This window comes from Stutzerimonas kunmingensis (genome assembly GCF_002929225.1).
Classification (GTDB): Bacteria; Pseudomonadota; Gammaproteobacteria; order Pseudomonadales; family Pseudomonadaceae; genus Stutzerimonas.
Genome location: NZ_PISM01000014.1, coordinates 21,083 through 44,702 on the forward strand (window position 1 = coordinate 21,083; position 23,620 = coordinate 44,702).

Annotated in this window: 20 protein-coding genes and 2 tRNA genes; 14 read left to right on the forward strand and 8 right to left on the reverse strand. The window is 63.2% G+C overall.

The window, feature by feature from the left end; translation table 11 throughout:
- The first annotated feature begins 38 nt into the window (after nt 1–38).
- The 3 genes from CW305_RS06715 (at nt 39) to CW305_RS06725 (ending at nt 3,421) form a co-directional block, all read left to right on the forward strand.
- Complete coding sequence (locus CW305_RS06715; RefSeq protein ID WP_281257253.1) at nt 39–584, forward strand: CvpA family protein; 546 nt, start codon at nt 39–41, stop codon at nt 582–584.
- Nucleotides 585–655: 71 nt separating this feature from the next.
- The gene (purF, locus tag CW305_RS06720) at nt 656–2,161 is read left to right on the forward strand and encodes an amidophosphoribosyltransferase (protein ID WP_023446350.1); all 1,506 of its coding nucleotides are present in this window, start codon (nt 656–658) and stop codon (nt 2,159–2,161) included.
- Nucleotides 2,162–2,209: 48 nt separating this feature from the next.
- Nucleotides 2,210–3,421 carry an O-succinylhomoserine sulfhydrylase gene (locus CW305_RS06725; RefSeq protein ID WP_023446349.1) on the forward strand — a complete coding sequence of 404 codons (1,212 nt, stop codon included), beginning with the start codon at nt 2,210–2,212 and terminating at the stop codon, nt 3,419–3,421.
- 68 nt (nt 3,422–3,489) lie between these two features.
- Here the strand turns inward: CW305_RS06725 and gspD are convergent, their stop codons facing one another.
- A complete protein-coding gene (gene gspD / locus CW305_RS06730) occupies nt 3,490–5,427 on the reverse strand; it encodes a type II secretion system secretin GspD (RefSeq protein ID WP_014820546.1) in 1,938 nt (645 codons plus the stop codon).
- Nucleotides 5,428–5,430: 3 nt separating this feature from the next.
- The gene (locus CW305_RS06735) at nt 5,431–6,075 is read right to left on the reverse strand and encodes a type II secretion system protein N (RefSeq protein ID WP_104097439.1); all 645 of its coding nucleotides are present in this window, start codon (nt 6,073–6,075) and stop codon (nt 5,431–5,433) included.
- 257 nt (nt 6,076–6,332) lie between these two features.
- Between CW305_RS06735 and CW305_RS06740 the strand changes: the two genes are divergently transcribed.
- Together CW305_RS06740 and CW305_RS06745 are read left to right on the forward strand one after the other, a co-directional pair.
- Nucleotides 6,333–6,408: transfer RNA gene (locus CW305_RS06740), tRNA-Val, on the forward strand.
- 37 nt (nt 6,409–6,445) lie between these two features.
- Nucleotides 6,446–6,522: transfer RNA gene (locus CW305_RS06745), tRNA-Asp, on the forward strand.
- 143 nt (nt 6,523–6,665) lie between these two features.
- On the opposite strand, the gene CW305_RS06750 is transcribed toward CW305_RS06745, so the two are convergent.
- Complete coding sequence (locus CW305_RS06750; protein ID WP_104097440.1) at nt 6,666–7,502, reverse strand: isocitrate lyase/PEP mutase family protein; 837 nt, start codon at nt 7,500–7,502, stop codon at nt 6,666–6,668.
- 342 nt (nt 7,503–7,844) lie between these two features.
- Here CW305_RS06750 and CW305_RS06755 point away from each other — a divergent pair, with 342 nt between their 5' ends.
- Nucleotides 7,845–8,891, forward strand: a complete 1,047-nt coding sequence (locus CW305_RS06755) for a threonine aldolase family protein (protein ID WP_104097441.1) — start codon at nt 7,845–7,847, stop codon at nt 8,889–8,891.
- 103 nt (nt 8,892–8,994) lie between these two features.
- Here CW305_RS06755 and CW305_RS06760 read toward each other — a convergent pair whose 3' ends face one another.
- The gene (locus CW305_RS06760; RefSeq protein ID WP_104097442.1) at nt 8,995–9,903 is read right to left on the reverse strand and encodes a LysR family transcriptional regulator; all 909 of its coding nucleotides are present in this window, start codon (nt 9,901–9,903) and stop codon (nt 8,995–8,997) included.
- A 101-nt stretch (nt 9,904–10,004) separates the two neighbouring features.
- Between CW305_RS06760 and wrbA the strand changes: the two genes are divergently transcribed.
- The 3 genes from wrbA (at nt 10,005) to CW305_RS06775 (ending at nt 14,276) form a co-directional block, all read left to right on the forward strand.
- A complete protein-coding gene (gene wrbA / locus CW305_RS06765; protein ID WP_104097443.1) occupies nt 10,005–10,631 on the forward strand; it encodes an NAD(P)H:quinone oxidoreductase in 627 nt (208 codons plus the stop codon).
- Nucleotides 10,628–11,857, forward strand: coding sequence for an MFS transporter (locus CW305_RS06770; RefSeq protein WP_104097444.1), 1,230 nt, complete (start codon nt 10,628–10,630; stop codon nt 11,855–11,857). The genes wrbA and CW305_RS06770 overlap by 4 nt, the downstream gene beginning before the upstream one ends.
- A 283-nt stretch (nt 11,858–12,140) precedes the next feature.
- Nucleotides 12,141–14,276 carry a putative bifunctional diguanylate cyclase/phosphodiesterase gene (locus CW305_RS06775; protein ID WP_104097445.1) on the forward strand — a complete coding sequence of 712 codons (2,136 nt, stop codon included), beginning with the start codon at nt 12,141–12,143 and terminating at the stop codon, nt 14,274–14,276.
- Here CW305_RS06775 and CW305_RS06780 read toward each other — a convergent pair.
- Entirely contained in the window at nt 14,273–14,602 is a 330-nt protein-coding gene (locus CW305_RS06780; RefSeq protein ID WP_014820538.1) for a protealysin inhibitor emfourin, read from the reverse strand. The two genes, CW305_RS06775 and CW305_RS06780, sit on opposite strands and share 4 nt — an antisense overlap.
- A 9-nt stretch (nt 14,603–14,611) precedes the next feature.
- The gene (locus tag CW305_RS06785) at nt 14,612–15,655 is read right to left on the reverse strand and encodes a M4 family metallopeptidase (protein WP_104097446.1); all 1,044 of its coding nucleotides are present in this window, start codon (nt 15,653–15,655) and stop codon (nt 14,612–14,614) included.
- A 200-nt stretch (nt 15,656–15,855) separates the two neighbouring features.
- Between CW305_RS06785 and CW305_RS06790 the strand changes: the two genes are divergently transcribed.
- Genes CW305_RS06790 through CW305_RS06800 form a run of 3 tightly spaced genes read left to right on the forward strand, consistent with a single transcriptional unit; the run spans nt 15,856 to nt 18,470 of the window.
- Nucleotides 15,856–17,295, forward strand: coding sequence for a cytochrome ubiquinol oxidase subunit I (locus CW305_RS06790; RefSeq protein WP_003301388.1), 1,440 nt, complete (start codon nt 15,856–15,858; stop codon nt 17,293–17,295).
- A 3-nt stretch (nt 17,296–17,298) separates the two neighbouring features.
- Nucleotides 17,299–18,306: a cytochrome d ubiquinol oxidase subunit II gene (gene cydB, locus CW305_RS06795; protein ID WP_104097447.1), complete on the forward strand. Its 1,008-nt coding sequence runs from the start codon at nt 17,299–17,301 to the stop codon at nt 18,304–18,306.
- Nucleotides 18,306–18,470, forward strand: a complete 165-nt coding sequence (locus CW305_RS06800) for a DUF2474 domain-containing protein (protein WP_023446339.1) — start codon at nt 18,306–18,308, stop codon at nt 18,468–18,470. The genes cydB and CW305_RS06800 overlap by 1 nt, the downstream gene beginning before the upstream one ends.
- A gap of 284 nt (nt 18,471–18,754) precedes the next feature.
- Here CW305_RS06800 and CW305_RS06805 read toward each other — a convergent pair whose 3' ends face one another.
- Both CW305_RS06805 and CW305_RS06810 read right to left on the reverse strand, forming a co-directional pair.
- Nucleotides 18,755–19,792, reverse strand: coding sequence for an AraC family transcriptional regulator (locus CW305_RS06805; protein ID WP_104097448.1), 1,038 nt, complete (start codon nt 19,790–19,792; stop codon nt 18,755–18,757).
- Nucleotides 19,789–20,802 carry a carbon-nitrogen hydrolase family protein gene (locus tag CW305_RS06810; protein WP_104097449.1) on the reverse strand — a complete coding sequence of 338 codons (1,014 nt, stop codon included), beginning with the start codon at nt 20,800–20,802 and terminating at the stop codon, nt 19,789–19,791. Before CW305_RS06810 ends, CW305_RS06805 begins: the two co-directional genes overlap by 4 nt.
- A gap of 187 nt (nt 20,803–20,989) precedes the next feature.
- Between CW305_RS06810 and CW305_RS06815 the strand changes: the two genes are divergently transcribed.
- Both CW305_RS06815 and CW305_RS06820 read left to right on the forward strand, forming a co-directional pair.
- Nucleotides 20,990–23,020 (forward strand): NADPH-dependent 2,4-dienoyl-CoA reductase, encoded by a 2,031-nt coding sequence (locus CW305_RS06815; RefSeq protein WP_104097450.1) that lies wholly within the window; start codon nt 20,990–20,992, stop codon nt 23,018–23,020.
- Between the two features lie 31 nt (nt 23,021–23,051).
- Entirely contained in the window at nt 23,052–23,474 is a 423-nt protein-coding gene (locus CW305_RS06820) for a nuclear transport factor 2 family protein (protein ID WP_104097451.1), read from the forward strand.
- Nucleotides 23,475–23,620: the final 146 nt, after the last annotated feature.

Sequence of the window (23,620 nt, forward strand, 5' to 3'; positions counted from 1 at the left end):
TAGTCAGCGCGTATTCCTGGCGCTCCTGCTCTGCTAAAATGCGCCGCCTTTTCCCCATTGCAGAAGACATCGTGGCATTCACCTGGGTCGATTGGGCCATCATCGCCATCATTGCAGTATCGAGCCTGATCAGCTTGAAGCGTGGTTTCGTGAAGGAAGCGCTTTCGCTGGTTACCTGGATCGTTGCCGGTGTGGTCGCATGGATGTTCGGTGGTGCGTTGTCCCACCATCTCGCGGAATACATCAGCACGCCCTCGGCGCAAGTCATCGCAGCCTGCGCGTTGCTGTTCGTGGCTACCTTGCTGGTAGGAGCACTGGTTAATTTTCTGATCGGCGAGCTGATCAGAGTGACGGGGTTGTCCGGCACCGATCGCTTTCTCGGCATGGTGTTTGGTGCGGCACGGGGTGGTCTATTGGTGGTGGTGCTTGCAGGGTTGCTGAGCCTGGCTCCGGTCGAGCAGGACCTCTGGTGGCGCGAGTCGACGTTATTGCCGCACTTTCTCCTGATCGCCGACTGGTCAAAGAACCTCATTCTAGGCTTCAGCGGCCAGTGGTTCGCCGGATCACTCAACCCGCCCGGTTGAGTCCCTTTTTCTACGGATGCTCGGCCTGCCGTCGTATCCGGTCTGCCTGTAATAACTGAGAGGTTCCTTGCATGTGTGGCATTGTCGGCATCGTCGGTAAGTCGAACGTCAATCAGGCGCTGTATGACGCGCTTACCGTACTGCAGCACCGCGGCCAGGATGCAGCCGGTATCGTCACGAGCCATGACGGCCGGCTGTTTCTGCGCAAGGATAACGGCCTGGTTCGCGACGTCTTTCAGCAGCGCCATATGCAGCGCCTGGTCGGCAACATGGGGATCGGCCACATCCGTTACCCCACCGCGGGTAGCTCCAGTTCCGCCGAGGCACAGCCGTTCTACGTCAACTCGCCTTACGGCATTACCCTGGCGCACAACGGCAACCTGACCAATGTCGATCAGCTGACCAAGGAGATCTACGAGTCGGATCTGCGCCATGTGAATACCAGCTCCGACTCGGAAGTGCTGCTCAACGTGTTCGCCCACGAACTTGCCGTGCGCGGCAAGCTGCAGCCGACCGAGGAGGACGTCTTCGCCGCGGTGAGCAAGGTTCACGAGCGCTGCCGCGGTGGCTACGCGGTAGTGGCGATGGTCACCGGTTACGGCATCGTCGGCTTCCGCGACCCCAATGCGATTCGCCCGATCGTGTTCGGCCAGCGCCATACCGACGAAGGCGTCGAGTACATGATCGCCTCCGAAAGCGTATCGCTCGACGTGCTCGGCTTTACCCTGATTCGCGACCTGGCGCCGGGCGAAGCGGTTTACATCACGGCTGACGGCAAGCTCTTCACCCGCCAGTGCGCGGATGCGCCGAAACTTGCACCCTGCATCTTCGAGTACGTTTACCTGGCGCGTTCCGACTCCCTGATGGATGGTGTCTCGGTTTACAAGGCTCGGCTGCGCATGGGTGAGAAGCTGGCGGACAAGATCCTGCGCGAGTGTCCAGAGCACGATATCGACGTGGTCATCCCGATTCCCGACACCAGCCGTACCGCTGCGCTGGAGCTGGCCAATCGCCTCGGTGTGAAGTTCCGCGAAGGCTTCGTCAAGAACCGCTACATCGGTCGTACTTTCATCATGCCCGGCCAGGCCGCGCGGAAGAAATCGGTACGGCAGAAGCTCAATGCCATCGATCTCGAGTTCCGTGGCAAGAACGTGATGCTGGTGGATGACTCCATCGTGCGCGGCACCACCTGCAAGCAGATCATTCAGATGGCGCGCGAGGCAGGGGCGAAGAACGTCTACTTCTGTTCCGCTGCGCCGGCGGTCCGCTATCCGAACGTGTATGGCATCGACATGCCCAGTGCCCACGAGCTGATCGCGCACAACCGCACCACCGAAGAGGTCGCCGAGCTGATCGGTGCCGACTGGCTGATCTACCAGGATCTGGAAGACCTCGTCGACGCCGTTGGTGGCGGCAAAGTCAAGATCGACAACTTTGACTGTGCAGTTTTCGACGGCAATTACATCACCGGTGATATCGACGAAGCCTATCTGCACAAGATCGAGCAGGCGCGCAATGATCTGAGCAAGGTCAAGACGAACGCGGTCAGCGCCATCATCGATCTCTACAACAACTGATTCATGCCGGCGTGGCAGCCTCGGCTGCCCGCGGCCGAGGTAAGAGCTATGACGACTGAATGGGATGCCGGACGGCTGGACAGCGATCTTCAAGGCGTCGGGCTCGATACGCTTGCGGTACGCGCCGGGCAACGGCGCACACCGGAAGCCGAACACGGTGAGCCGCTGTTCTTCACTTCCAGTTACGTGTTTCGCAGTGCCGCCGATGCTGCGGCGCGCTTCGCCGGTGACGTGCCGGGCAATGTCTATTCGCGTTACACCAATCCCACCGTCCGTGCGTTCGAGGAGCGTATGGCGGCGCTCGAGGGCGCAGAGCAGGCGGTCGCCACGGCATCCGGCATGGCGGCCATCCTCGCCACCGTGATGAGCCTGTGCTCGGCAGGCGATCACGTGCTGGTCTCGCGCAGCGTATTCGGCGCCACCGTTTCCTTGTTCGAGAAGTACTTCAAGCGTTTCGGTGTGCAGGTCGACTATGTGCCGCTCACCGATTTTGCCGCCTGGGAGTCCGCGTTCAAGGAGAACACCAAGCTGGTGTTCGTCGAATCGCCATCCAATCCCTTGGCAGAGTTGGTGGACATTGCCGCACTGGCGCAGCTTTGCCACGCCAAGGGCGCGATGTTGGCCGTCGACAACTGCTTCTGCACACCGGTATTGCAGCAGCCGCTGGCACAGGGTGCCGATATCGTCATTCATTCCGCGACCAAGTACATCGATGGCCAGGGCCGTTGCCTGGGCGGTGTGATTGCAGGTCGCAGCGAGCAGATGAAGGAACTGGTCGGATTTCTGCGTACCGCCGGCCCGACGCTCAGTCCGTTCAATGCCTGGGTCTTCCTCAAGGGATTGGAAACGTTGCGGCTGCGCATGCAGGCGCACTGTGCCAGCGCTCAGGAGCTTGCCGAATGGCTCGAGGAGCAACCCGGTATCCAGCGCGTCTACTATGCGGGTTTGTCCAGCCATCCACAGCACGAGCTGGCCAAGCGTCAGCAGAAGGGGTTCGGTGCGGTGGTGAGCTTCGAGGTTGCTGGAGGCAAGGAGGCCGCCTGGCGCTTCATCGATGCGACTCGACTGATCTCGATTACGGCCAATTTGGGCGATAGCAAGACCACCATTACCCATCCAGGCTCGACCACACATGGTCGGCTGTCCGCCGAGGATCGCGCGACCGCAGGCATTTCGGACAGTCTGATTCGGGTAGCGGTGGGGCTGGAAGATGTCGCTGACCTCAAGGCCGATCTGGCTCGCGGTCTCGCAGCGCTCTAGATCAACTCATCAGGATGCCGTGCCCGGCCTGCCCAAGCAGGTCGGGCACGAACGCTTGTGTCCTTTTTTCACTGACGCAGATCGATAGCCGGTGCGGGCTCGCCCCGTCCGTCGAACAGCTGCGCGGGATTCGCCGGCAGGATGCTCGGGCTGGCCGAATCCGTTTCGATGACCCGAATATCGCTGTATTTCTTCCCGGAAAGAGCCGCCAGGCCGGCACGGTCGCGAATGACCGTAGGTCGCAGAAACACCATCAGGTTGCGTTTGACGTGGGTTTCCTGAGTCGAGCGGAATAGGGCACCCAGAAACGGAATGTCTCCGAGTAGCGGCACCTTGGCGTTGGTGCGGGTGACGTCGTCCTGAATCAGGCCGCCAAGCACGATGACCTGGCCATCTTCGGCAAGGATGGTACTTTTGATGGCGCGCTTGTTGGTCACCAGGTCCACCGCCTGGGCCGTCAGGCTGGCGCTGGGCGCTATCGAGGAGATCTCCTGCTCGATCTGCAGGCGTAGCGTGGCGCCTTCGTTGATGTGCGGAGTCACCTTGAGGGTCACCCCGATGTCCTGGCGCTCGATGGTGGTGAAGGGGTTGTTCGCGCCCGCCGCATCGGTGGTGTAGGAGCCCGTCTGGAACGGGACGTTCTGGCCGACAAGAATCTCAGCTTCCTGGTTATCCAGCGTCAGCAGGCTCGGCGTCGACAGCAGATTGCTCTTGCTGTTGGACGACAGTGCGGTAATCAGCGCGCCGAAACTGCGAGTTCCAACGCCTATGATCGCGCCGTCGGGCAGGTTCTCCGGGATCTCGTTCTCGTTGATGGCATTGAGCACGCTGCCGACCGAAATACCGGTGTTGCCAAAGCTGACGCCACCGGCTCCACCAGTGCCTCCGCGCGCGTCGACCGCCCATTGCACGCCGAGGGCGTCGGTGATGTCGCCGGAAACCTCGACGATAGCCGCTTCGACCATGACCTGTGCGCGGGGAACATCCAGCTGGCGAACGATGCTTTCCAGAGTGCCGATCAGCTCTGGATCAGCGAGAAGGACTAGCGCGTTCAGGCTTTCGTCGGCGCGGATGAGGATGTTTTGCGGTCGGGCAGTGGTGGCGGATTCGCCGCTTTCGGGGTTTTTCAGACCTTCGGAAATATCACCCAGGGTCTCGGCCAGGGATTTCGCATCGTTGTGGCGCAAACGGATAACGCGCGTGTTGGCCGAACGCGTGGTTGGCGTGTCGAGCGATTGGGCCAGTGCCGCCAGCTTGCCTCGGGCCTCGCTGGGGCCAATGAAGATCAATCGGTTGGTGCGTGAATCGGCGATGATCTGCACGCCGGAGGTGGTTTTCGCATCACCACGCATCAGCGAGTTGCGCAGCACTTCAGCGATATCCATCGCCCAGCCGTGCTGCAGATTGAGCACGGCGTAATCGTTGCTCTCAGCGCGATCGAGCTGGCGCACCAGGTCCTCAATGCGCGCGATATTGGCGCTGCGATCACTGATGATCAGTGCATTGGCCGACGACACCGCAGCAAGATGGCCGAACTGTGGGACAAGCGGGCGGATCAGGGGTATCAGTTCGGCCGCGGAAGTGTGCTGCACCTGGATCACCCGTGTTTCCAGTTGGTCGCCGCCGGTAGGCCCGCTGCCCGCTTCGGCCTTGGCCTCAGCGTTCGGAACTACTCGGGCGACATCGCCCTGGGTCAGCACGCTGAACCCGTGCGTCGCCATGACCGAGAGGAACAGCTGATACACCTCGCTCAGCGACAGCGTGGCATTGGATACCACGCTGACTTGCCCCTTCACTCGCGGATCGACGATGAACGTCTGTCCGCTGAGCTGGCTGATCTGATCGATGAAGGCGCGGATATCCGCGTCCTTGAGATTGATGGTCCAGCCGTCCTGTTGATTGGGGCTTGGCTCGATACCGGGTTCGACGGCAAGCAAAGGCAGAGGGGCGGCCAGCAGGCCGGTGGCGAGCAGGGCAAGCAACGGGCGCGAAAAAGGCTTCGGCATCGGTCAATTGTCTTCCGTGGGCTGATCGTTGGCGGGGGCGGCATCGGGTTGGTTGACGGCTTCTTCCAGCTGCTGACGCAAGGCGTCCATCTGCTGCTGCATCAGCTGCGTCTCCTCGTCCGGTGGCTCGGCATAGGGTGGTTGATCCTGATAGGGCGCTTCGGTCATCTCCTCGGGAATGTAGCTAGGCGAGCGTACCTGAGGAAAATGCAGCACTTCGACGGCGCCGTTGCGCGCCAGCTCCACGCGATCAGGGTAGACCTGATGCAGACTGACGCCACTGGCCAGCTCTTCGCCCTGCCAGTAGAGCCGTGGCGGCTGCCCGTCGACTTGAACAATGGCGCTGGAGCGCTGCGGATCCATGTGCACGAAGCTGCCGCGCAGGGTAAAGCCGCTGGCAGCTGCGGTGGGCGCGTAGGAGTCAGAAGGGGCCGCCGAGCCGAACAGTATTTCCAGCCGCTGCATATCGGGCTGACCCAGATTGCCGGCTTGTTGTTCATAGACGTCGGTGGGGGTAGGGGCGCGAGACAGGTTCATCCATTGCTCGATCTGCATCGCGAGGTAGAGCGCGAACACGCAGAGCGGCACGGTACTGATGATGAGTGGGACGTAGCGGCGGTAGTTGTCCAGTTTTCCCGGCAGTGGCAAGCGAAATACTCCGTGGCGCTTTTGTTGTTCGGTTCCCTAGTACGCGGGTTGCCTCTGTCAGGCGATACAGCACTTTTAGAACACTTTCGCGGACGCCGCAGCGAATTTACAGGTGCTCTTGGCGAATCGATGGTGCAGGACCAAGGTTACAAAGTGACGCGGCAGCTCCTGTTGACCACGGTTCCATAAAAAAAATTCAATGTTATTGTTGACTTAGCGTAGGGGGCTGAGTAAATTGCGCGCCTCGCAAGGCGATCGGCTGATTAGCTCAGCTGGGAGAGCACCTGCATCACACGCAGGGGGTCGGCGGTTCGATCCCGTCATCAGCCACCAACCTTTGTGAGATTTCGGACGAAAGTCCGGCCGACGCGCAGCGGTAGTTCAGTCGGTTAGAATACCGGCCTGTCACGCCGGGGGTCGCGGGTTCGAGTCCCGTCCGCTGCGCCATATCCCTCTGCTCACTTCCTTTAGAAGTGATGAGACAAGAGAAGCTGCCCAAGGGCAGCTTTTTTTGTGCCTGTCGAATAGCGATGTGATTGGTGAATCCTGCACTATCCAATCGCCCGTGGGCGACCCGTTTCGGCGGAATCCTATGGCCTCTCGCATTTGCCAAACAGCGCGTCGCGCTCCGCTCCAGAGGCTGCGTTGGCAAAACCATCGAATCGTCCATGCTCGGCGATTGACCGAGCCGCCTGCAGAAAGCCGGCCCATGCCGCGCGTGCCAAGGCGCCGCCGACACTGATGCGTCTGACGCCTAGGTCGGCGAGGTCCTGTACGGTCAGGTCGCTGTTCCAGCCAATCAGTACATTGACCGGCTTTGGCGAGACTGCCTCGATGACGGCGCTGATCTGCTCGCGGGTTCTCAGGCCTGGTGCGTACAGGCAGTCGGCGCCTGCATCGGCATAGGCTTTCAGGCGTGCAAGGGTGTCGTCGAGATCAGGCCGATCGACGAAGAAGTTCTCGGCGCGGCCAATCAGCAGTGTTTCGCCTCCGGTAGCGTCGATCGCCTCACGCGCGGCGCACATTCGTTCGGTGGCCTCGGCAAGCTCGCGCAACGGCTCGCGCGGGTCTCCTGTGGAGTCCTCGATGGAAATACCCGCGACGCCGGTTCCGACCGCCATGTGCACGCTTTCGGCCACGCCTTCGGGCGTATCGGCGTAGCCACTCTCGAAATCGGCGTTCACCGGCAGATGGGTGGCTTGGACCATGTAGCGCATATGGGCCAGGACCTCGTCCCGCGGCATCTGTCCGTCGGCGCGGGCGCACGACCAGGCGTAGCCGGAGCTGGTCGTCGCCAACGCCTTGAAACCGAGACTTGCGAGGACGCTCGCACTGCCGGCATCCCAGGGGTTGGGCAGGACGAAGCAGCCCGACTGGTGCAGCGCACGAAAAGCGGCACGTTTTTGCGACACGCTGGGATGGACCATGAACCCTCCTGGTTGGTGAGATGGGTGGGGCACGACGCATTCGCCGCCGCGCGTCGTCAAAGACTAGATGGGATTCAGCGTGCCGTGGTTTTCAGAACACGCGCTGCAGGGTGCCACAGCGTTACTGAATTTCCCTGTGGGCGACCGTGAAATGTGCCGCCGTGATATCCGCGCTGGGCGCTTCGCTGTGCTAAGACGTTGCGTGGAGGCTGACGAGGGCGGGGCGGCGCCGGCATCACCCCGTACATGCTCGCCTGACACTCCGTTTGCGCTCGCGTGTCCGGGCTTCTACAGCGTAACGTGCAGCCACCAACCGCCCGGCAATGCCATAACGAGGATTTGATGACGACCGACAAGCAGCAATTTGCCAGCGACAACTATTCCGGCATCTGCCCTGAAGCCTGGGAAGCCATGGCGAGGGCGAACCAAGGCCACGACAGGGCGTACGGCGACGACCAATGGACAGCCCGCGCGGCTGATCACTTCCGCGCACTGTTCGAGACCGACTGCGAGGTGTTCTTCGCCTTCAACGGTACAGCGGCCAATTCCCTGGCGTTGTCGTCCCTTTGCCAGAGCTACCACAGCGTGATCTGCGCCGACATCGCCCACGTCGAGACGGACGAATGCGGCGCGCCGGAGTTCTTCTCCAACGGCTCCAAGCTGCTGCTCGGCAGGACCGAGCAGGGCAAGCTGACGCCTGCTGCCATTCGCGAGATCGCGCTGAAGCGCAAGGACATCCATTACCCCAAGCCACGCGTGGTCAGCCTGACCCAGGCCACGGAAGTCGGTACCGTCTACCAGTCCGCCGAGCTGCGTGCCATCAGCGACACCTGCAAGGACCTCGGGCTGCACCTGCACATGGACGGCGCGCGCTTTGCCAATGCCTGCGCTCACCTGGGCATGTCGCCCGCCGAACTGAGCTGGAAAGCCGGCGTCGATGTGCTCTGTTTCGGTGGCACCAAGAACGGCATGGCGGTCGGTGAGGCCATCCTGTTCTTCAATCGCGAACTGGCCACCGATTTCGAGTACCGCTGCAAGCAGGCTGGCCAGCTTGCCTCCAAGATGCGATTTCTGTCGGCACCGTGGGTCGGGCTTCTGGAAAACGGCGCCTGGCTCAGGTACGCCGAACACGCCAACCGTTGTGCCCAGCTGCTGGCCGAGTTGATTCAACCGTTGCCTGGCGTCGAGTTGATGTTTCCGGTGCAGGCCAATGGCGTCTTCGTCAGCCTGCCGCCATCGGCACTGGAGGCGCTCAGGAACCGCGGCTGGATGTTCTACACCTTCATCGGCGTCGGCGGTGCGCGCTTCATGTGCTCGTGGGACACCAGCGAAGCGCGGGTACGCCAGCTGGCCGATGACATACGCGCGGCCGTAACCGACGCCCTGTAGCTGCCGACGATGTGCCCGCTCGCGAAGTGGCCTCGGCAATACGCGGGCAGCGGCTACTGAGCGCTGCTCATTTGGATAAGGTTGGACGAGCACTGTCGTGAGGTTAGATGCTGGCTTGCTCGAGCAAGGCGCGGCGGAACGCCTGTGCCACAGGCCCGAGTGGCTCATCCAGCCGGTGCGCCAGGTAGGCTTCGGATTGCACCCCGCTGTTTCTACCAAGGTCGGGAATGGCGACGCGCGCCAGTCGCGCTGAAGCCAGATCCTCCTCAACCAGCCATGCCGGGAGCCGTCCCCAGCCGAGTCCGGCGCGAATCAGTGCGACCTTCGCTTCCTGGGTATTCACCCAACAGGTGAAGGGCGACAGAACGCCGAATGAGCGGCCCTCGGAGAGTGGCGTGGGATCGGCAAGCACGATCTGCAGATGGCCGGCGAGATCCGGCACGCCGAGTGGCGCACTGCTGCCGAGTTCGGCCAGCGGATGATCGCTGCGTACGACGGCAATCTGCGCAATCGAGCCAATCGCCTCCAGCGCCAGCCGGGGATTGCGAAAATCCTCGCCGACGATGATCGCGAGCGTGCAGCGACTCTCATCCAGCGCTGCGATGGGGCCGCCCAGGGCCTGTGACTCCAGGCGAAAGCTGGTGGAAGGAAATTCGACGCTGGCCCGGGTAATGGCGAGCGCCACCGATTCGATCGGAAACAGCGTATCCACCACCAGGGTCAGTTCCAGCTCGACACCCGCACCCAGCGCCCGCGCCCGAGCACGCATGGCGTCGGCGCGCAGTAGGATGTCGCGTGCGTGGGCCAGCAGTGCCTGACCTTCCTGAGTGAGGACGGGGCGGTAGCCGCTGCGATCAAACAGCTGCAGGCCCAGTTCCGTCTCCAGGTTCGCGATGGCATGGCTGATGGCCGATTGCACGCGTAGCAGCCGTGCCGCGCCGGATCGAAAGCTGCCGCTGTCGGCCACAGTTACGAACGTACGAATCTGATCCAGTGTCATGCCATCGAGCATGATCTGCTCCATAGATCGAGTTGATCGAAATTTAATCACTCTGCGAGAGCGTTTTTAGTCATTAGCCTGGCTCCAGTCAATGCCATTGGAGGACTGCAGCAATGACGAACGTACTGGTGCTCTATTACTCATCCTATGGGCATGTCGAAGCACTTGCCGATGCCGTCGCCGAGGGCGCACGCGAAGCGGGCGCGTTGGCAGACGTCAAACGGGTGCCCGAACTCGTTCCGCAAGAGGTCGCGCAGAATGCGGGGTACAAGATGGACCAGCCCGCGGATACGGCGACCGTGGCGGAACTGCCGAACTACGACGCCATCGTGATCGGCACGCCGACGCGTTTCGGCAACATGGCCGCGCAGATGAAGAACTTCCTCGATCGATGTGGCGGGCTATGGGCCGAGGACCGGCTGGTCGGCAAGGTGGGCAGCGTGTTCACCTCGACCGGCAGCCAGCACGGGGGCCAGGAAAGCACGATTCTCGCGACGCACACCGTACTGCTTCATCTGGGGATGGTTGTGGTCGGGCTGCCGTACAGCTTCAAGGGGCAGCTGCGGATGGATGCCATAACCGGTGGCACGCCCTATGGCGCCTCGACACTGGCCGATGACGGCAGCGGCGGTGACCGCCAGCCGAGCGAAAATGAACTGCAGGGCGCCCGTTACCAAGGCAGGCACGTCGCTCGCGTGGCCGCCGCACTCGCCGCCAACCCGGTCGGGGTGCCGGAATGAATGTCGCCCGGCAGCTCCGCGCGAGGCTGGTCGTCTGGATCGTGCTCGGCTGCGGGATCGTGGCGGCTTTGCACTTGGGCAAGGCTGCCATTGCCACGCCGTTGCTACAGGCGGACCTTGGGGTCGATCTCGCCGAGGCCGGCTGGCTGACCGGCATATTCGCGGTGCTCGGCTTGCTTGGGGGTGCGGCGGCCGGTGCGGTGGTGGCAGCAGTCGGAGATCGGCGGTCCCTGCTGCTGGGGCTCGGGGTAACCGCGGTTGCCGGCGTCGCGGGCGCCGCCGCGCCGTCATTCGCGCTGCTGCTGATTTCCCGGCTGCTGGAAGGACTCGGATTCCTGCTCATCATCGTCGCCGGGCCGGCGATTCTGGAACGCCTGACGACCGGCGCTGCGCGGGACAGCGCCTTCTCGCTGTGGAGTTGCTTCATGCCGAGCGGGATGGCGCTGGCCATGGTCGCCGGGCCGCTGTTCCAGACATGGCAGGGATTGTGGTGGACGGGTTCGGCGGTGGCGGTAATCGCCGCGGTGGCGGTGGGCTGCTGCATACCCGCTGGCGTTTCGTCTGGCATACCCGGACGGCTACTGGGAAATATTCGGCGCGTGCTGTTTTCCCGAGCCAGCGTTTTGCTGGCGGTTGGTTTCGCGCTGTACAGCCTGATGTTCTTCGCCCTGTTCAGCTTTCTGCCGGTTCTGCTGATGGAGCGTATGGATATCTCATATCGGAGTGCGGGGCTGTTGAGCGCACTGGCCAGTGTGGTCAATGTCAGCGGCAACCTTGCTGCTGGCTATCTGCTCACGCGCGGCGCCGGGCGTGGTTCGCTGATCCTGTTTGCCAGCGGCGTCATGGGGGCGTCCGGGATAGGCATATTCCTGGGTTGGTTCGAACCGCAGGCGACCTTCCTGCTGTGCCTGCTGTTTTCAGCCGTGGGTGGGTTGATCCCGGCCACGCTGCTGGCATCCGCACCGTTGGCTGCGCGGGAGACTTTCCTCGTTCCAATTGCTGTCGGCCTGATGATGCAGGGCAGCAATCTGGGACAACTGCTAGGCCCGGTAGTGGTCGGCGGCGTGACCGCGGCTTTCGGTTGGAGCGCCGCCGGCCCGGTCGTGTTGCTTGCGGCGCTGGCCGCTGGCGTGACTGCGCTTCTTTTGCCAGCAGCACTGCAGCGCAGCGAGCCGGCGAAGGAGGGTAGCCCTGAGCGTTCCAGAAGCGGCGACGTCCAGTGCTGATCCGATGCGTGCCGAGCCGCGCTTGGATAGCAGACACCATGGCAGAACAGGATGAGGCGATCCGGTGCCCTGAAATGGGGCTCGGCTGTGACCGGTACGTCACATTATGGTGCGCGGTTCCTGGCCGGAGGCGGGACGAGGGCTCGAAGGGTGGCCATGTGCCATCCATGGAGCGTTTCTTGCTGCGCATAGGTTTTCTGCCTTTCCTGCAGACCTCCGGGCGGCAGCCTCAACATTGTCGCGGCTCCGGGTCATGCAGGATAACCACTTCAAGCCCAGATCAATGACCCAAGAACTCTCTGCCAGAACCAACCGCCGGAGCAGTCTGCTCACCTGTGAGGTGCTGGACCGCTCGCGTGTGCTCGACACGCTGGTCAACAACCTCGAAGGCATGGCCTACCGCTGCCGCAACGACGCGCCCTGGACGATGATCTTCGTCAGTCAGGGCTCGCAAGGCTTGTGCGGCTACAGTGCTGCGGATCTGGTCGACGACAACGGCATCTCATGGGGCCGGATCACCCATCCGGATGACCGGCTTCGCGTCCGCCGCTGCATCGATAATGCTGTCGCCGGAATGGGGCGATTCACCGTGCATTACCGGATCCGCACCGCCGCGGGGAACCTCAAATGGGTCATCGAGCGCGGCGTCGCGGTGCCCGATGAGCAGGGCGAGATCGTGGTGGAGGGCTTCATCGAGGACATCACCGCCCAGAAGGCAGTGCTCGAAGCGCTGGAGCAGGCCGAACTGCGTTATCGCAGCATCTTCGAGAACGCTTCGGAGGGCATTTTCCAGTCCACCCGCGATGGCCGCTATCTGGCCGCGAATCCTGCGTTGGCGCGCATTTACGGATACGACAGTGCATCCGAGCTGGTGGCCGATCTCGCTGACATAGAGCGTCGCCTGTACGTCGAGGGTGGGCGTCGCGAAGTGTTCTGCCAGCTGATGGAGCAACAGGGCGAGGTGCTCAACTTCGAGTCTGAGGTCTATCGGCGCGACGGCACACGCATCTGGATATCCGAGAACGCGCACGTGGTGCGAGGCGCCAGCGGCGAGTTCATCTGCTACGAAGGCACCGTGCAGGACATCTCCGAGCGCAAGCATTATCAGCAGCAGCTCGAACGTCAGGCCAACCATGATCTGCTGACCGGCCTGCCCAATCGCATCCTGCTCAACGACCGCATCGAGCAGGGCCTGGCCCGTGCGGCTCGCCTGGGCTACTACCTGACGCTGGTATTCATCGACCTGGACAACTTCAAGTTCATCAACGACGGTCTCGGGCATGTCGCTGGTGACGAGCTGCTCAAGAGTATTGCGGCGCGGCTGGCCGGTAGTCTGCGCAGCTCCGACACCGTGGCGCGGGTCGGTGGGGATGAATTCGTGCTGGTGCTCAGCGATCACTACCGCATCAGCACAGTGATCTCGTTATTGGAGCGTGTGCTGAACGAAATCCGCCGGCCGGTCATGCTCGCCGGTCGCGAGTTTCAGGTCGGCGCCAGCCTGGGTGTGGCGATGTTCCCCGACGACGGCGAGGATGCGCAAAGCTTGCTCAAACACGCCGATATCGCCATGTACGCGGCGAAGAAGCGTGGGCGCAACAATTTCCAGTTCTTCACCCACGATCTCAACCGGATCGCCGATGAGCGTCTGAATCTCGAGGCCGCCATGCGCGTGGCGCTGGAGCGCAACGAGTTGTCGGTGCACTACCAGCCGAAGGTCGATGCGACGCGGCAGATTGTCGGTGTCGAGGCGCTGGCGCGCTGGACCCACGCGGAGCTGGGGGTGATAGGGCCGGATCGCTTCATCCCGGTGGCGGAGGAGAGCGGGCTGATCATGCCGCTGACCCTGGCCATCCTGCGTCGCGCCTTCACCGATGCGCGGCAATGGAACGAGGGACGCGGCACGCCGCTGCTGATTGCGGTGAACCTGTCACCGCTGCTGTTTCTTGGCGACGATGTGGTCGAACGCATCCTCGCGGTGCTCGACGAAATAGGGCTGCCGCCGACCCAGGTGGAGCTGGAAATCACCGAAACGGTATTCCTCGGAGACGGCACCCGTGCGGTTTCCATCCTGGCCGAGTTCAAGGCGCGGGGCTTTCGCTTGGCGATGGACGATTTCGGTACCGGCTACTCGGCGCTCAGCTATCTGCGGCGTTTTCCGCTGGACATCATCAAGATCGATCGATCGCTGGTCACCGGACTCGAACAGGAGGAGGAAGTGGCGATGATCGCTCGTGCCGCCATTTCGCTGGGCAAGAGCCTGCACAAGACGGTGGTGGCCGAAGGGGTCGAGAACGCCGCGCAGTTCGATTTCCTGCGTCGCAACGGTTGCGACGAGTTCCAGGGCTACCTGCTCTCACGCCCGCTGCCGGCGGCGCAGATCACCGCATTGCTTGCGGACGGCGGCGTGATCCGCTTCTAGCTGTCGCCGGGGATGGCGCCGTTCTGCCAGAGCTGCATCAGTTCCTGTGGCGCTCGGTCCTCGGCGATCTGCAGGATCAGTTCGGCGTCGGTGTCCTCGCGTCGGTAGTGCAGTTCGACCCGGAAGAAGCGCTGATCGCCGGCACCGACGTTCTTGCTGGCGACCGGCAGGCAGCGTTCGACCACCGAGCAGAGGCCGCGGCGCTGCTCTGCGTCGCAGTCGGCGAATTCGATCTGCCGGGGTCGCGCCAGGCTTGGCGCCGCGACGAAACCGCCCTGGCGCGATACGCGCAACGAGGTTTCCGGTCCCAGTGCTGGCATCTTCATCCTGCCTCCTCAGCGCAGTGCTACGCCCACTGACGTCCAGACTTCATACAGCGCCTGAACTTGAGGCGACTGACGACCGAACAGCTGCGCCGCGTGGTTCAGCGTCACACCGGCGAAGGTTGCGAAGTCCGCATCATTGGGCAGTTGTGGATCACAGATGGTGGCGTACCAGATTCGTCCGGCCTGCTCCCAGGCGTAACCACCCAGCGCCATGGCCGCGAGGTAGAAGGCGCGGTTGGGAATGCCGGAGTTGAGATGCACGCCACCGTTGTCGTCGCGGGTCTCGATGAAGTCGCGCATGTGCGCAGGCTGCGGGTCGCGACCGAGCAGCGGATCGTCGTAGGCGCTGCCCGGGTTGGCCATGGAACGCAGGGCGACGCCGTTGACCTTGTCGGTCAGCAGCTCGGCGCCGACCAGCCAGTCGGCCTCCGCCGCGGTCTGGCCGAGCGCGTGCTGTTTGGTCAGCACGCCGAACACGTCCGACACTGATTCGTTGAGCGCTCCTGGCTGGTTGAAATAGACAAGCCCGGCTTCGCTCTCGATCAGGCCGTGGGTCAGTTCGTGGGCGACCACGTCCAGCGAGCGGGTGAAGCGCTGGAACAGCTCACCGTCGCCATCGCCGAACACCATCTGCTCGCCGTTCCAGAAGGCGTTCTCGTAGCCCTGGCCGTAGTGCACGGTGCCGATCAACGGCATCCCCAGGTCATCGATCGAGTCGCGCTGGAAAACCTGCCAGAAGAATGTGTAGGTCGCGCCGAGCGCGTCGTAGGCTTCGTCCACCGCGGCGTCTCCGGAGGCCGGCTGACCTTCGCGACGTCGCAGGTTGCCCGGCAGCTGCATCTGCTGCTCGGCGTCATGGATTCGTCGTTGTGGGTGGCCGGGCGTGCGCAGCTCGCCAAGCTCGGCGATGGCTGTGGGTCGTGGTGGGCCGGGGTTGGGCAGCAGGCTCTGCACGTGGTGCAACGTCTGTTGAGCGCAGCCGCGCTGGTAGGGCGACCCGCGGTCGATGATGCGGTCGAGAATGTATGGCGGGATGAAGGTGTGAATCGGCACCGGCGGTACTCCAAGGCTGACGCGGCTACGACCAGCATAGACCGCTGGAACGCGATGGTTCGACCGCCGATCCAGAGGGCGCGACGAGATGGCGCGGCTCCCGCGGCGCACCCTTGGCGCGTTCTGCTGTCACTTGTGCTGGACCCCGTTTTTACCGTCATCGACGACGCGGGCGCTCATTTGACGAGGAGTTGTTGCCCATGTTCGGATTGGAAGCACTAGAGCTGGCGCGCGTCCAGTTCGCTTTCACCATCACCTTTCACATCATCTTCCCGGCGATCACCATCGGGCTCGCCAGCTTTCTCGCCGTGCTCGAGGGGCTCTGGCTGAAGACCCGGCAGGAGGTCTATCGCGACCTGTACCACTTCTGGCTGAAGATATTCGCGGTCAATTTCGGCATGGGTGTGGTGTCGGGAATCGTCATGGCGTACCAGTTCGGCACCAACTGGAGTGCCTACTCCGAGTTCGCCGGCAGCGTCACCGGGCCGCTGCTGGCCTATGAGGTGCTGACCGCGTTCTTCCTGGAGGCGGGTTTCCTCGGGGTCATGCTGTTCGGCTGGAATCGGGTTGGCGAACGCCTGCATTTCTTTTCCACGCTCATGGTGGCCGTGGGCACGCTGATCTCGACCTTCTGGATTCTGGCGTCCAACAGCTGGATGCACACGCCGCAGGGGCACGAGATCATCGACGGCATCGTGGTGCCGGTGGACTGGCTGGCGATCATCTTCAACCCGTCGTTCCCTTATCGACTGGCGCACATGGCGGTCGCCGCATTCCTCGCCACGGCGTTCTTCGTCGGCGCGTCGGCGGCCTGGCAGCTGTTGCGCGGCAAGGACAACCCGGCGATCCGCAAGATGCTCTCGATGGCCATGTGGATGGCCCTCTTGGTGGCACCGGTGCAGGCGGTGATCGGCGATTTCCATGGGCTGAACACCCTCGAATATCAGCCGGCGAAGATCGCCGCGATGGAAGGGCACTGGGACAACTCCGAAGGCGGGCCGACGCCGCTGTTGCTGTTCGGCTGGCCGGACATGGAGGCCGAGGAAACGCGCTACAAGATCGAGATTCCCTACCTAGCCAGCCTGATCCTCAATCACAGCCTGACCGAACCGATTCCGGCGCTGAAGGACTTCCCGCCCGAGGACCGGCCGAACTCGACGATCGTGTTCTGGACGTTCCGCATCATGGTCGCGCTCGGCCTGCTGATGATCGTCACCGGTATCTGGAGTCTGCTGTTGCGGCGGGGCGACCGGATGTACAGCTCGCGCGCGTTCCTGCGGCTGGTGTTGCTGATGGGGCCTTCCGGGCTGATCGCCATCTTGGCTGGCTGGTACACCACCGAGATCGGGCGTCAGCCCTGGGTGATCTACGGCCTGATGCGCACCGCCGATGCCGTATCCAATCACGGCGCCGGCCAGCTGGGGCTCACTCTGGCGATGTTCGTGGTCGTCTACTTCGCCGTGTTCGGGGTGGGCATGGTGTACGTCCTGCGCCTGGTGCGCAAAGGCCCGGTGATCAGCGAAGGGCGCGAGAAAGGTACTGGTGGGCCAGGCGAGGCGCGCACGCCGATGCGACCGATCTCCGCGGCGGACGAAGCCCTTCCCGAGGGACAAAGCGATCAACTGGGCGAGAGGAACTGAGCCATGGGTATCGATCTTTCACTGATCTGGGCGGTGATCATCATCTTCGGCATCATGATGTACGTGGTGATGGACGGTTTCGATCTCGGCGTCGGCATCCTCTTTCCCTTTGTGCAGGACGCCTCGGAGCGCGACGTGATGATGAACACCGTCGCGCCGATCTGGGACGGCAACGAGACCTGGCTGGTACTCGGCGGTGCCGGGCTGTTCGCCGCGTTTCCGCTGGCCTATTCGGTGGTGCTGTCGGCGCTCTATCTGCCGATCATCTTCATGCTGATGGGGCTGATCTTCCGCGGCGTGGCGTTCGAATTTCGCTTCAAGGTGGTCCGCGAGCGCCAGCATGTCTGGGACAAGGCCTTTATCGGCGGCTCGCTGGTCGCAACCTTCTTCCAGGGCGTGGTGCTTGGTGCATTCATCAGCGGGTTGCCGGTCGAGGATCGGGCCTATGCCGGCGGGGCGCTGGACTGGTTGACGCCGTTCTCGCTGTTCTGCGGACTGGCGCTGATCGTTGCCTATGCGCTGCTCGGCTGTACCTGGCTGATGATGCGCACCGCCGGCGACCTGCAACGGCGGATGCACGACATCGGCATTCCGCTGGTGTGGGCGGTGCTGGTGGTTACCGGCATCGTCAGCCTGTGGACGCCGCTGACCCATCCGGATATCGCCGAGCGCTGGTTCAGCATGCCCAACCTGCTGTATTTCATGCCGGTTCCGGTGTTGGTGTTGCTCTGTGCGTTCGGGCTGCTGCGCTCGATTCAGCGCTACGCCAACTACATGCCTTTCCTGCTCACGCTGGCGCTGATCTTCCTCGGCTACAGCGGGCTGGGCATCAGCCTGTGGCCGAACATCATCCCTCCGTCGGTGAGCATCTGGGAGGCTGCGGCACCGCCACAGAGCCAGGGCTTCACCCTGGTCGGGGCGCTGCTCATTCTGCCGTTGATCCTGATGTACACGGCGTGGAGCTATTACGTGTTCCGCGGCAAGGTCAGTGCGGAGGATGGGTATCACTGATGGCTGATCTGGATAACAAGCCGCCTGCACAGCCTGAGCAGCGGCCGCTCTGGCAGCGCATGAGCTGGTTGGTGCTGATCTGGAGTGGAAGCGTGCTGGCGCTCGGCATCGTTGCCTGGCTGCTGCGTCTGGCCATGAATGCGGCGGGCCTGTCTTCACCCTGAAGGCGCGCCCCGCTTTGGGGCGTACCGCTCGCGCATGCCCCGTGATCTGGCCGCGGGCGGGACTCGAAGCACGTCACGATTCCTTCATTTGCCGGTTGTAGCCTGCTGGCATGAACCTTGATGCACAGACAGGCATCAGGCCTTGGGCAACCGCCGACAATTGAGGAATCTAGCGATGGACGACTACCAGGACGAACTACTGGAATGGCATGCCGCTGAGCAGGATCACCCGGACTGTGCCGAGGATGCGGTCGAACTCTGAGCGCCGCTCGCGTATGCGCCGTTCACGCGCCGCGCCGCTGCGCCCGGCGATAGTCTCCCGGCGTCTGCCCGCTCCAGCGCTTGAAGGCACGCTGAAACGCTTCGGCTGAGGAAAAACCAAGCAGCCAGGCGATCTCGCCGAAAGCGGATTCGGTGTCGCGAATGTAGGCCATCGCCAGGTCGCGGCGGGTGTCGTTGAGGATCGCGCGATAGCTGCTGTCTTCCTCGGCCAGCTTGCGTCGCAGTGTCCAGGCCGGCATTTGCAGACGTGCAGCGATCTGTTGCAGGTCCGGCTCCTGGCCCTTGAGCATCGGCCCGAGAATCTGTGCGACCCGCTCGCGCAGACTGCGGGTGCGGGTGCGCCGTTCCAGTTCGGCTTCACACAGCTCCAGCAGATGCCGCCAGGTGCCGGGGCAATGATCCGGGTTGCGCAACGCCAGGCTGCGCTGATCCAGCTGCAGCTGATTCGCTTCGGCGCTGAAGATTACCGGCCGGCCGAACTGCTCGTCGTAGCGCGAGGCATAGTCAGGGGCTTCGAACTCGATGTGGATCGCCATCGGCACCAGCGGCTGTCCGCTCAAGCGGCCGAGCTGCGAGATCCAGCTGGCGAGCACCGTATCGACGACGAAGCGGTTGTAGGCGTTGTAAGGGCTGATGGAATAGAAGCGCAGCCAGGCGCCTGACGCATCTTCGTGAAAACTCGAACTGCCGCGGTAGTTGGATGCATACAGCGCCTCGTAGCGGATCAGCGCCCGTGCCGCTTCGCGCACGGTGGGCGCCTGAGCGGCGGTCAGCCCGGCGAGGCCGAGGTGCCCGGGCTTGCGCAGGCGGCCCATCTCCAGGCCCAGAGCGGGATCGCCAGCCAGCTGGATGGCCGCATGCCCGAGCCGCATGTAACGGGGGATCGAGAGGCGGGCATGCGGCTCAGCGAGCCGCTCGCCATCCAGTCCGTAGGCCAGCAAAAGCGGCTGAGGGTCATGGCCGTACAGCTGCAACGCATCGTTGAGGCTGTGCAGAAAACCGACCGACAGATCGCCCAGGCGCACCCGTTGCGCATTCATGGGGTGCTGCCGAGCCATTGATTGCGTACCTGGACCGGGACGCCGTGGCCCGGGGGCGCCGGGCGGCGCGGCGAGCCGAGTAGATTCCAGGGCAAGGCGAGCGTATGCACGGCCATGTGCGGTCTTGCGCTGAGCGCGTCGGAATGTGTACTGCCACAGCTCGCCTGCGGATCTGCCAGCGCGCCGGGTACAGCCAGCAGTTTCGCTTCGGCAGGCGGTTGCTCGAGGTAGGCATCGCAGCCCAGCAGCACTGCCAGCGAGCCCGCCGGTGTTTCAATCAGCCGTCGACGCTCGGGGATGGGGGCAACGCTGTAGCGGCGTTCGTAACGGCTCAACGCCTGCTTGTACTGCAGCGTTCCGAGGGGCTTGCCGCGACCGTCAAAGGTCAGGCTTACCTGGCGCAGCGGGCCATCGCCGATCATCAGCTGATCGTTCTCCAGATAGGGCTCCGGCAGCACGATCGAGCCAGCCACCAAGGTAACGCCGAACTCTCTGGCGAGGCCGCCGAAGACGTTCTGGTATTCCTCTGCCATCTGTCGGGCCTTGAGCCGCAACACCGCACCGGTACGCCGATCGTCGCCCTGATTATCCGGCAGTGCGCGCAGATAGCTGCCGGGATTGCTGAGCGCCATCCACTGCATCGCATCGCGCAGGGTGCGGGCCTGCTGCACTTCCGGCTTCTCGCCCAGGGCGAACAGGCCAGTGCCAACGTGTTCGGGGAGCACCACGACGGTTCGCTCGCTGAGCATTCCGGCTTCGGCCGCCTGCTTGAGGTAGGTGCGAAACTTGAGTTGCAGCCGCTCGCGGCTCTGATAGTCGGCTGGCTGCAGCCGGGTCTCGATGCCCAGCAGGTTGCCTGCGCTTCCGACTTGCCCGTGGTTTTCGATGGGTAGCGTACGCAGATCGGACAGCAGTGGGCCGCTACGACGGTCTTGCGTCCAGTCGAGGTAGACGGCAAATGAGGCTGCCCCGAGGACGAGCAACAGCACGATATTGATTGAGGTGCGCATGTGAGGCAGGGCAGTGAGGGATTGCGTCAGCGTAGGTAACGCGGCGCCTGTTGCCAAGCTTTTTGCGCAGAAGGATCAAAAAGTTGTCACTTTGGATCATTGAGTGCAGCACCTTCGCTGTTTATCGTCGCTGCATACCGACCGTAGCCCCATGAGGCTCGGCACTCGTCATGATGAGGATGCTTCGATGACCGCTTTCCCGAAACTGCTGGCTCCGCTCGATCTGGGCTTTACCACCTTGCGCAACCGTACCCTGATGGGCTCCATGCACACGGGCCTGGAGGAAATGCCCAACGGCTTCGAGCGGATGGCGGCATTCTTCGCCGAGCGCGCTCGCGGCGGCGTCGGCCTGATCGTCACCGGTGGCGTTGGCCCCAATGAGGAAGGCTCGGTGCGCGCCGGGGCGGCCAAGCTGTCCACGCCGGAGGAGGCCGAAGAGCACAAGATCGTTACCCAGGCGGTTCACGAAGCTGGCGGCAAGATCTGCATGCAGATCCTGCATGCCGGGCGTTACGCCTACAGCCCGCAGCTGGTGGCGCCGAGCGCTATCCAGGCGCCGATCAATCCGTTCACCCCGCGCGAACTGGACGAGGAGGGCATCGAGAAGCAGATCCGCGACTTCGTCAACTGCGCAAGCCTGGCCCAGCAAGCCGGTTATGACGGCGTCGAGATCATGGGTTCGGAAGGCTACTTCATCAATCAGTTCCTGGTGGCGCACACCAACCACCGCACCGATCGCTGGGGTGGCAGCTACGAGAATCGCATGCGCTTGCCGGTGGAGATCGTGCGCCGCGTGCGCGAAGCGGTGGGCAGCGACTTCATCATCATCTATCGCCTGTCGATGCTCGACCTCATCGAAGGCGGCAGTGTCTGGGAAGAGGTGGTGCAGCTGGCCAAGGCCATCGAGCAGGCGGGCGCCACGCTGATCAATACCGGCATCGGTTGGCACGAGGCGCGGATTCCGACCATCGCCACCAAGGTGCCACGCGCCGCGTTCACCAAGGTGACCGCGAAGCTGCGTGGCGAGGTAAGCATTCCGCTGATCACCACCAACCGGATCAATACCCCGGAGGTCGCCGAACAGGTGCTGGCCGAGGGCGATGCGGACATGGTCTCCATGGCGCGGCCGTTCCTCGCCGATCCGGAGTTCGTCAACAAGGCCGCCGCCGGTCACAGCGAGCGCATCAACACCTGCATCGGCTGCAACCAGGCCTGTCTGGACCACACCTTCAGCGGCAAGCTGACCACCTGCCTGGTCAATCCACGTGCCTGCTACGAAACCGAGCTGAACTACATCCCCACTACCGTGGTGAAGAAGATCGCCGTCGTCGGTGCCGGGCCTGCGGGGCTCGCCGCTGCGACCATCGCAGCCGAGCGCGGTCACGAGGTGACGCTGTTCGATTCGTCCGCCGAAATCGGCGGGCAATTCAATGTTGCCAAGCGGGTGCCGGGCAAGGAGGAGTTCTACGAAACCCTGCGCTACTTCAAGAACCGCCTCGAAGAAACCGGAGTCGAGGTTCGTCTGAACACCCGCGCGACGGTGGAAGCGCTGCTGGCCGGTGGCTTCGACGAGATCATCCTGGCGACCGGGATCGCGCCGCGAGTGCCGGCAATTCCGGGGGTCGACCATCCGAAGGTGATTGGCTACCTGGATGCGATTCTGGAGCGCAAGCCGGTCGGCCAGCGCGTCGCGGTGATCGGCGCAGGCGGTATCGGCTTCGACGTGTCGGAATACATCACCCACGACGGCGAATCCACCAGCCTGGATCGTGAAGCCTTCTGGAAGGAGTGGGGTATCGATCTCGGGCTGTCGGTGCGCGGCGGTATCGCCGGCATCCAGCCGGCTCCGCATGCGCCCAAGCGTCAGGTCTATCTGCTGCAGCGCAAGAAGTCCAAGGTGGGTAACGGGCTGGGCAAGACCACTGGCTGGATCCACCGTACCGGACTGAAGAACAAGCACGTGCAGATGCTCAATTCGGTGGAGTACCTGCAGATCGATGACGCCGGTCTGCACATCCGCGTGGGCGAAGGCGAGTCGCAGGTACTGCCGGTGGATACGGTGATTCTCTGCGCCGGGCAGGAGCCGTTGCGTGAGCTGCAGGAAGGCCTTGAAGCCGCCGGCGCGCGGGTGCATCTGATTGGTGGCGCCGACGTCGCCGCCGAACTGGACGCCAAGCGCGCGATCAATCAGGGCTGTCGCCTGGCTGCGGCGCTCTAGGCCATCGGCACATCCGCAAAGAGGATCACGCATGGAAACTGCAATCGCGCTGCAACCGGGCGCTGCCAATAGCCTGCAGGCCTGGCACCGAATGATCGCTGAGCGAGACCTGAGCCGGCTGCCGGAGCTGCTGCATCCGCAGGCGGTGTTTCGCTCGCCGATGGCTCACACGCCGTATGAGGGGGCAGCGACGGTGAACCTGATACTCAACACCGTGCTGCAGGTTTTCGAGGACTTCCGCTACCACCGTGAGCTGGCCAGCGCCCAGGGTGCGGATGTAGTCCTCGAGTTCAGCGCCCGGGTGGGTGCCCGTGAGCTCAAGGGCATCGACATGATCCGCTTCGATGACGAAGGGAAGATTGTCGAATTCGAGGTCATGATCCGGCCCATGAGTGGCTTGCAGGCCTTGGGCGACGAGATGAAGCGACGTCTCGCTGCCTACCGCGGCAAGTGATTTAGCTAAGCTCATCGCAAATCCGCTGGGCATCTGGTCGAACGGCGTCCGATGCGGCGACTCCCTGCCAACCCAGTCACATTGCCTGCGCGAGCATTTCCCCTAAACTTGCGGCACCAACGGGACGACGGCATCGGATGGCCGCT

Bases quoted from the DNA above. Each gene is read 5' to 3' on its own strand.
- CW305_RS06820 (WP_104097451.1), top strand. From the start codon at position 23,052: ATGGAAACTGCAATCGCGCTGCAACCGGGCGCTGCCAATAGCCTGCAG.
- CW305_RS06810 (WP_104097449.1), bottom strand. From the start codon at position 20,802: ATGCGCACCTCAATCAATATCGTGCTGTTGCTCGTCCTCGGGGCAGCC.
- CW305_RS06775 (WP_104097445.1), top strand. From the start codon at position 12,141: ATGACCCAAGAACTCTCTGCCAGAACCAACCGCCGGAGCAGTCTGCTC.
- CW305_RS06760 (WP_104097442.1), bottom strand. From the start codon at position 9,903: ATGCTCGATGGCATGACACTGGATCAGATTCGTACGTTCGTAACTGTG.
- wrbA (WP_104097443.1), top strand. From the start codon at position 10,005: ATGACGAACGTACTGGTGCTCTATTACTCATCCTATGGGCATGTCGAA.
- CW305_RS06770 (WP_104097444.1), top strand. From the start codon at position 10,628: ATGAATGTCGCCCGGCAGCTCCGCGCGAGGCTGGTCGTCTGGATCGTG.
- CW305_RS06780 (WP_014820538.1), bottom strand. From the start codon at position 14,602: ATGAAGATGCCAGCACTGGGACCGGAAACCTCGTTGCGCGTATCGCGC.
- purF (WP_023446350.1), top strand. From the start codon at position 656: ATGTGTGGCATTGTCGGCATCGTCGGTAAGTCGAACGTCAATCAGGCG.
- CW305_RS06715 (WP_281257253.1), top strand. From the start codon at position 39: ATGCGCCGCCTTTTCCCCATTGCAGAAGACATCGTGGCATTCACCTGG.
- CW305_RS06755 (WP_104097441.1), top strand. From the start codon at position 7,845: ATGACGACCGACAAGCAGCAATTTGCCAGCGACAACTATTCCGGCATC.
- CW305_RS06750 (WP_104097440.1), bottom strand. From the start codon at position 7,502: ATGGTCCATCCCAGCGTGTCGCAAAAACGTGCCGCTTTTCGTGCGCTG.
- gspD (WP_014820546.1), bottom strand. From the start codon at position 5,427: ATGCCGAAGCCTTTTTCGCGCCCGTTGCTTGCCCTGCTCGCCACCGGC.
- CW305_RS06805 (WP_104097448.1), bottom strand. From the start codon at position 19,792: ATGAATGCGCAACGGGTGCGCCTGGGCGATCTGTCGGTCGGTTTTCTG.
- CW305_RS06800 (WP_023446339.1), top strand. From the start codon at position 18,306: ATGGCTGATCTGGATAACAAGCCGCCTGCACAGCCTGAGCAGCGGCCG.
- cydB (WP_104097447.1), top strand. From the start codon at position 17,299: ATGGGTATCGATCTTTCACTGATCTGGGCGGTGATCATCATCTTCGGC.
- CW305_RS06725 (WP_023446349.1), top strand. From the start codon at position 2,210: ATGACGACTGAATGGGATGCCGGACGGCTGGACAGCGATCTTCAAGGC.
- CW305_RS06790 (WP_003301388.1), top strand. From the start codon at position 15,856: ATGTTCGGATTGGAAGCACTAGAGCTGGCGCGCGTCCAGTTCGCTTTC.
- CW305_RS06815 (WP_104097450.1), top strand. From the start codon at position 20,990: ATGACCGCTTTCCCGAAACTGCTGGCTCCGCTCGATCTGGGCTTTACC.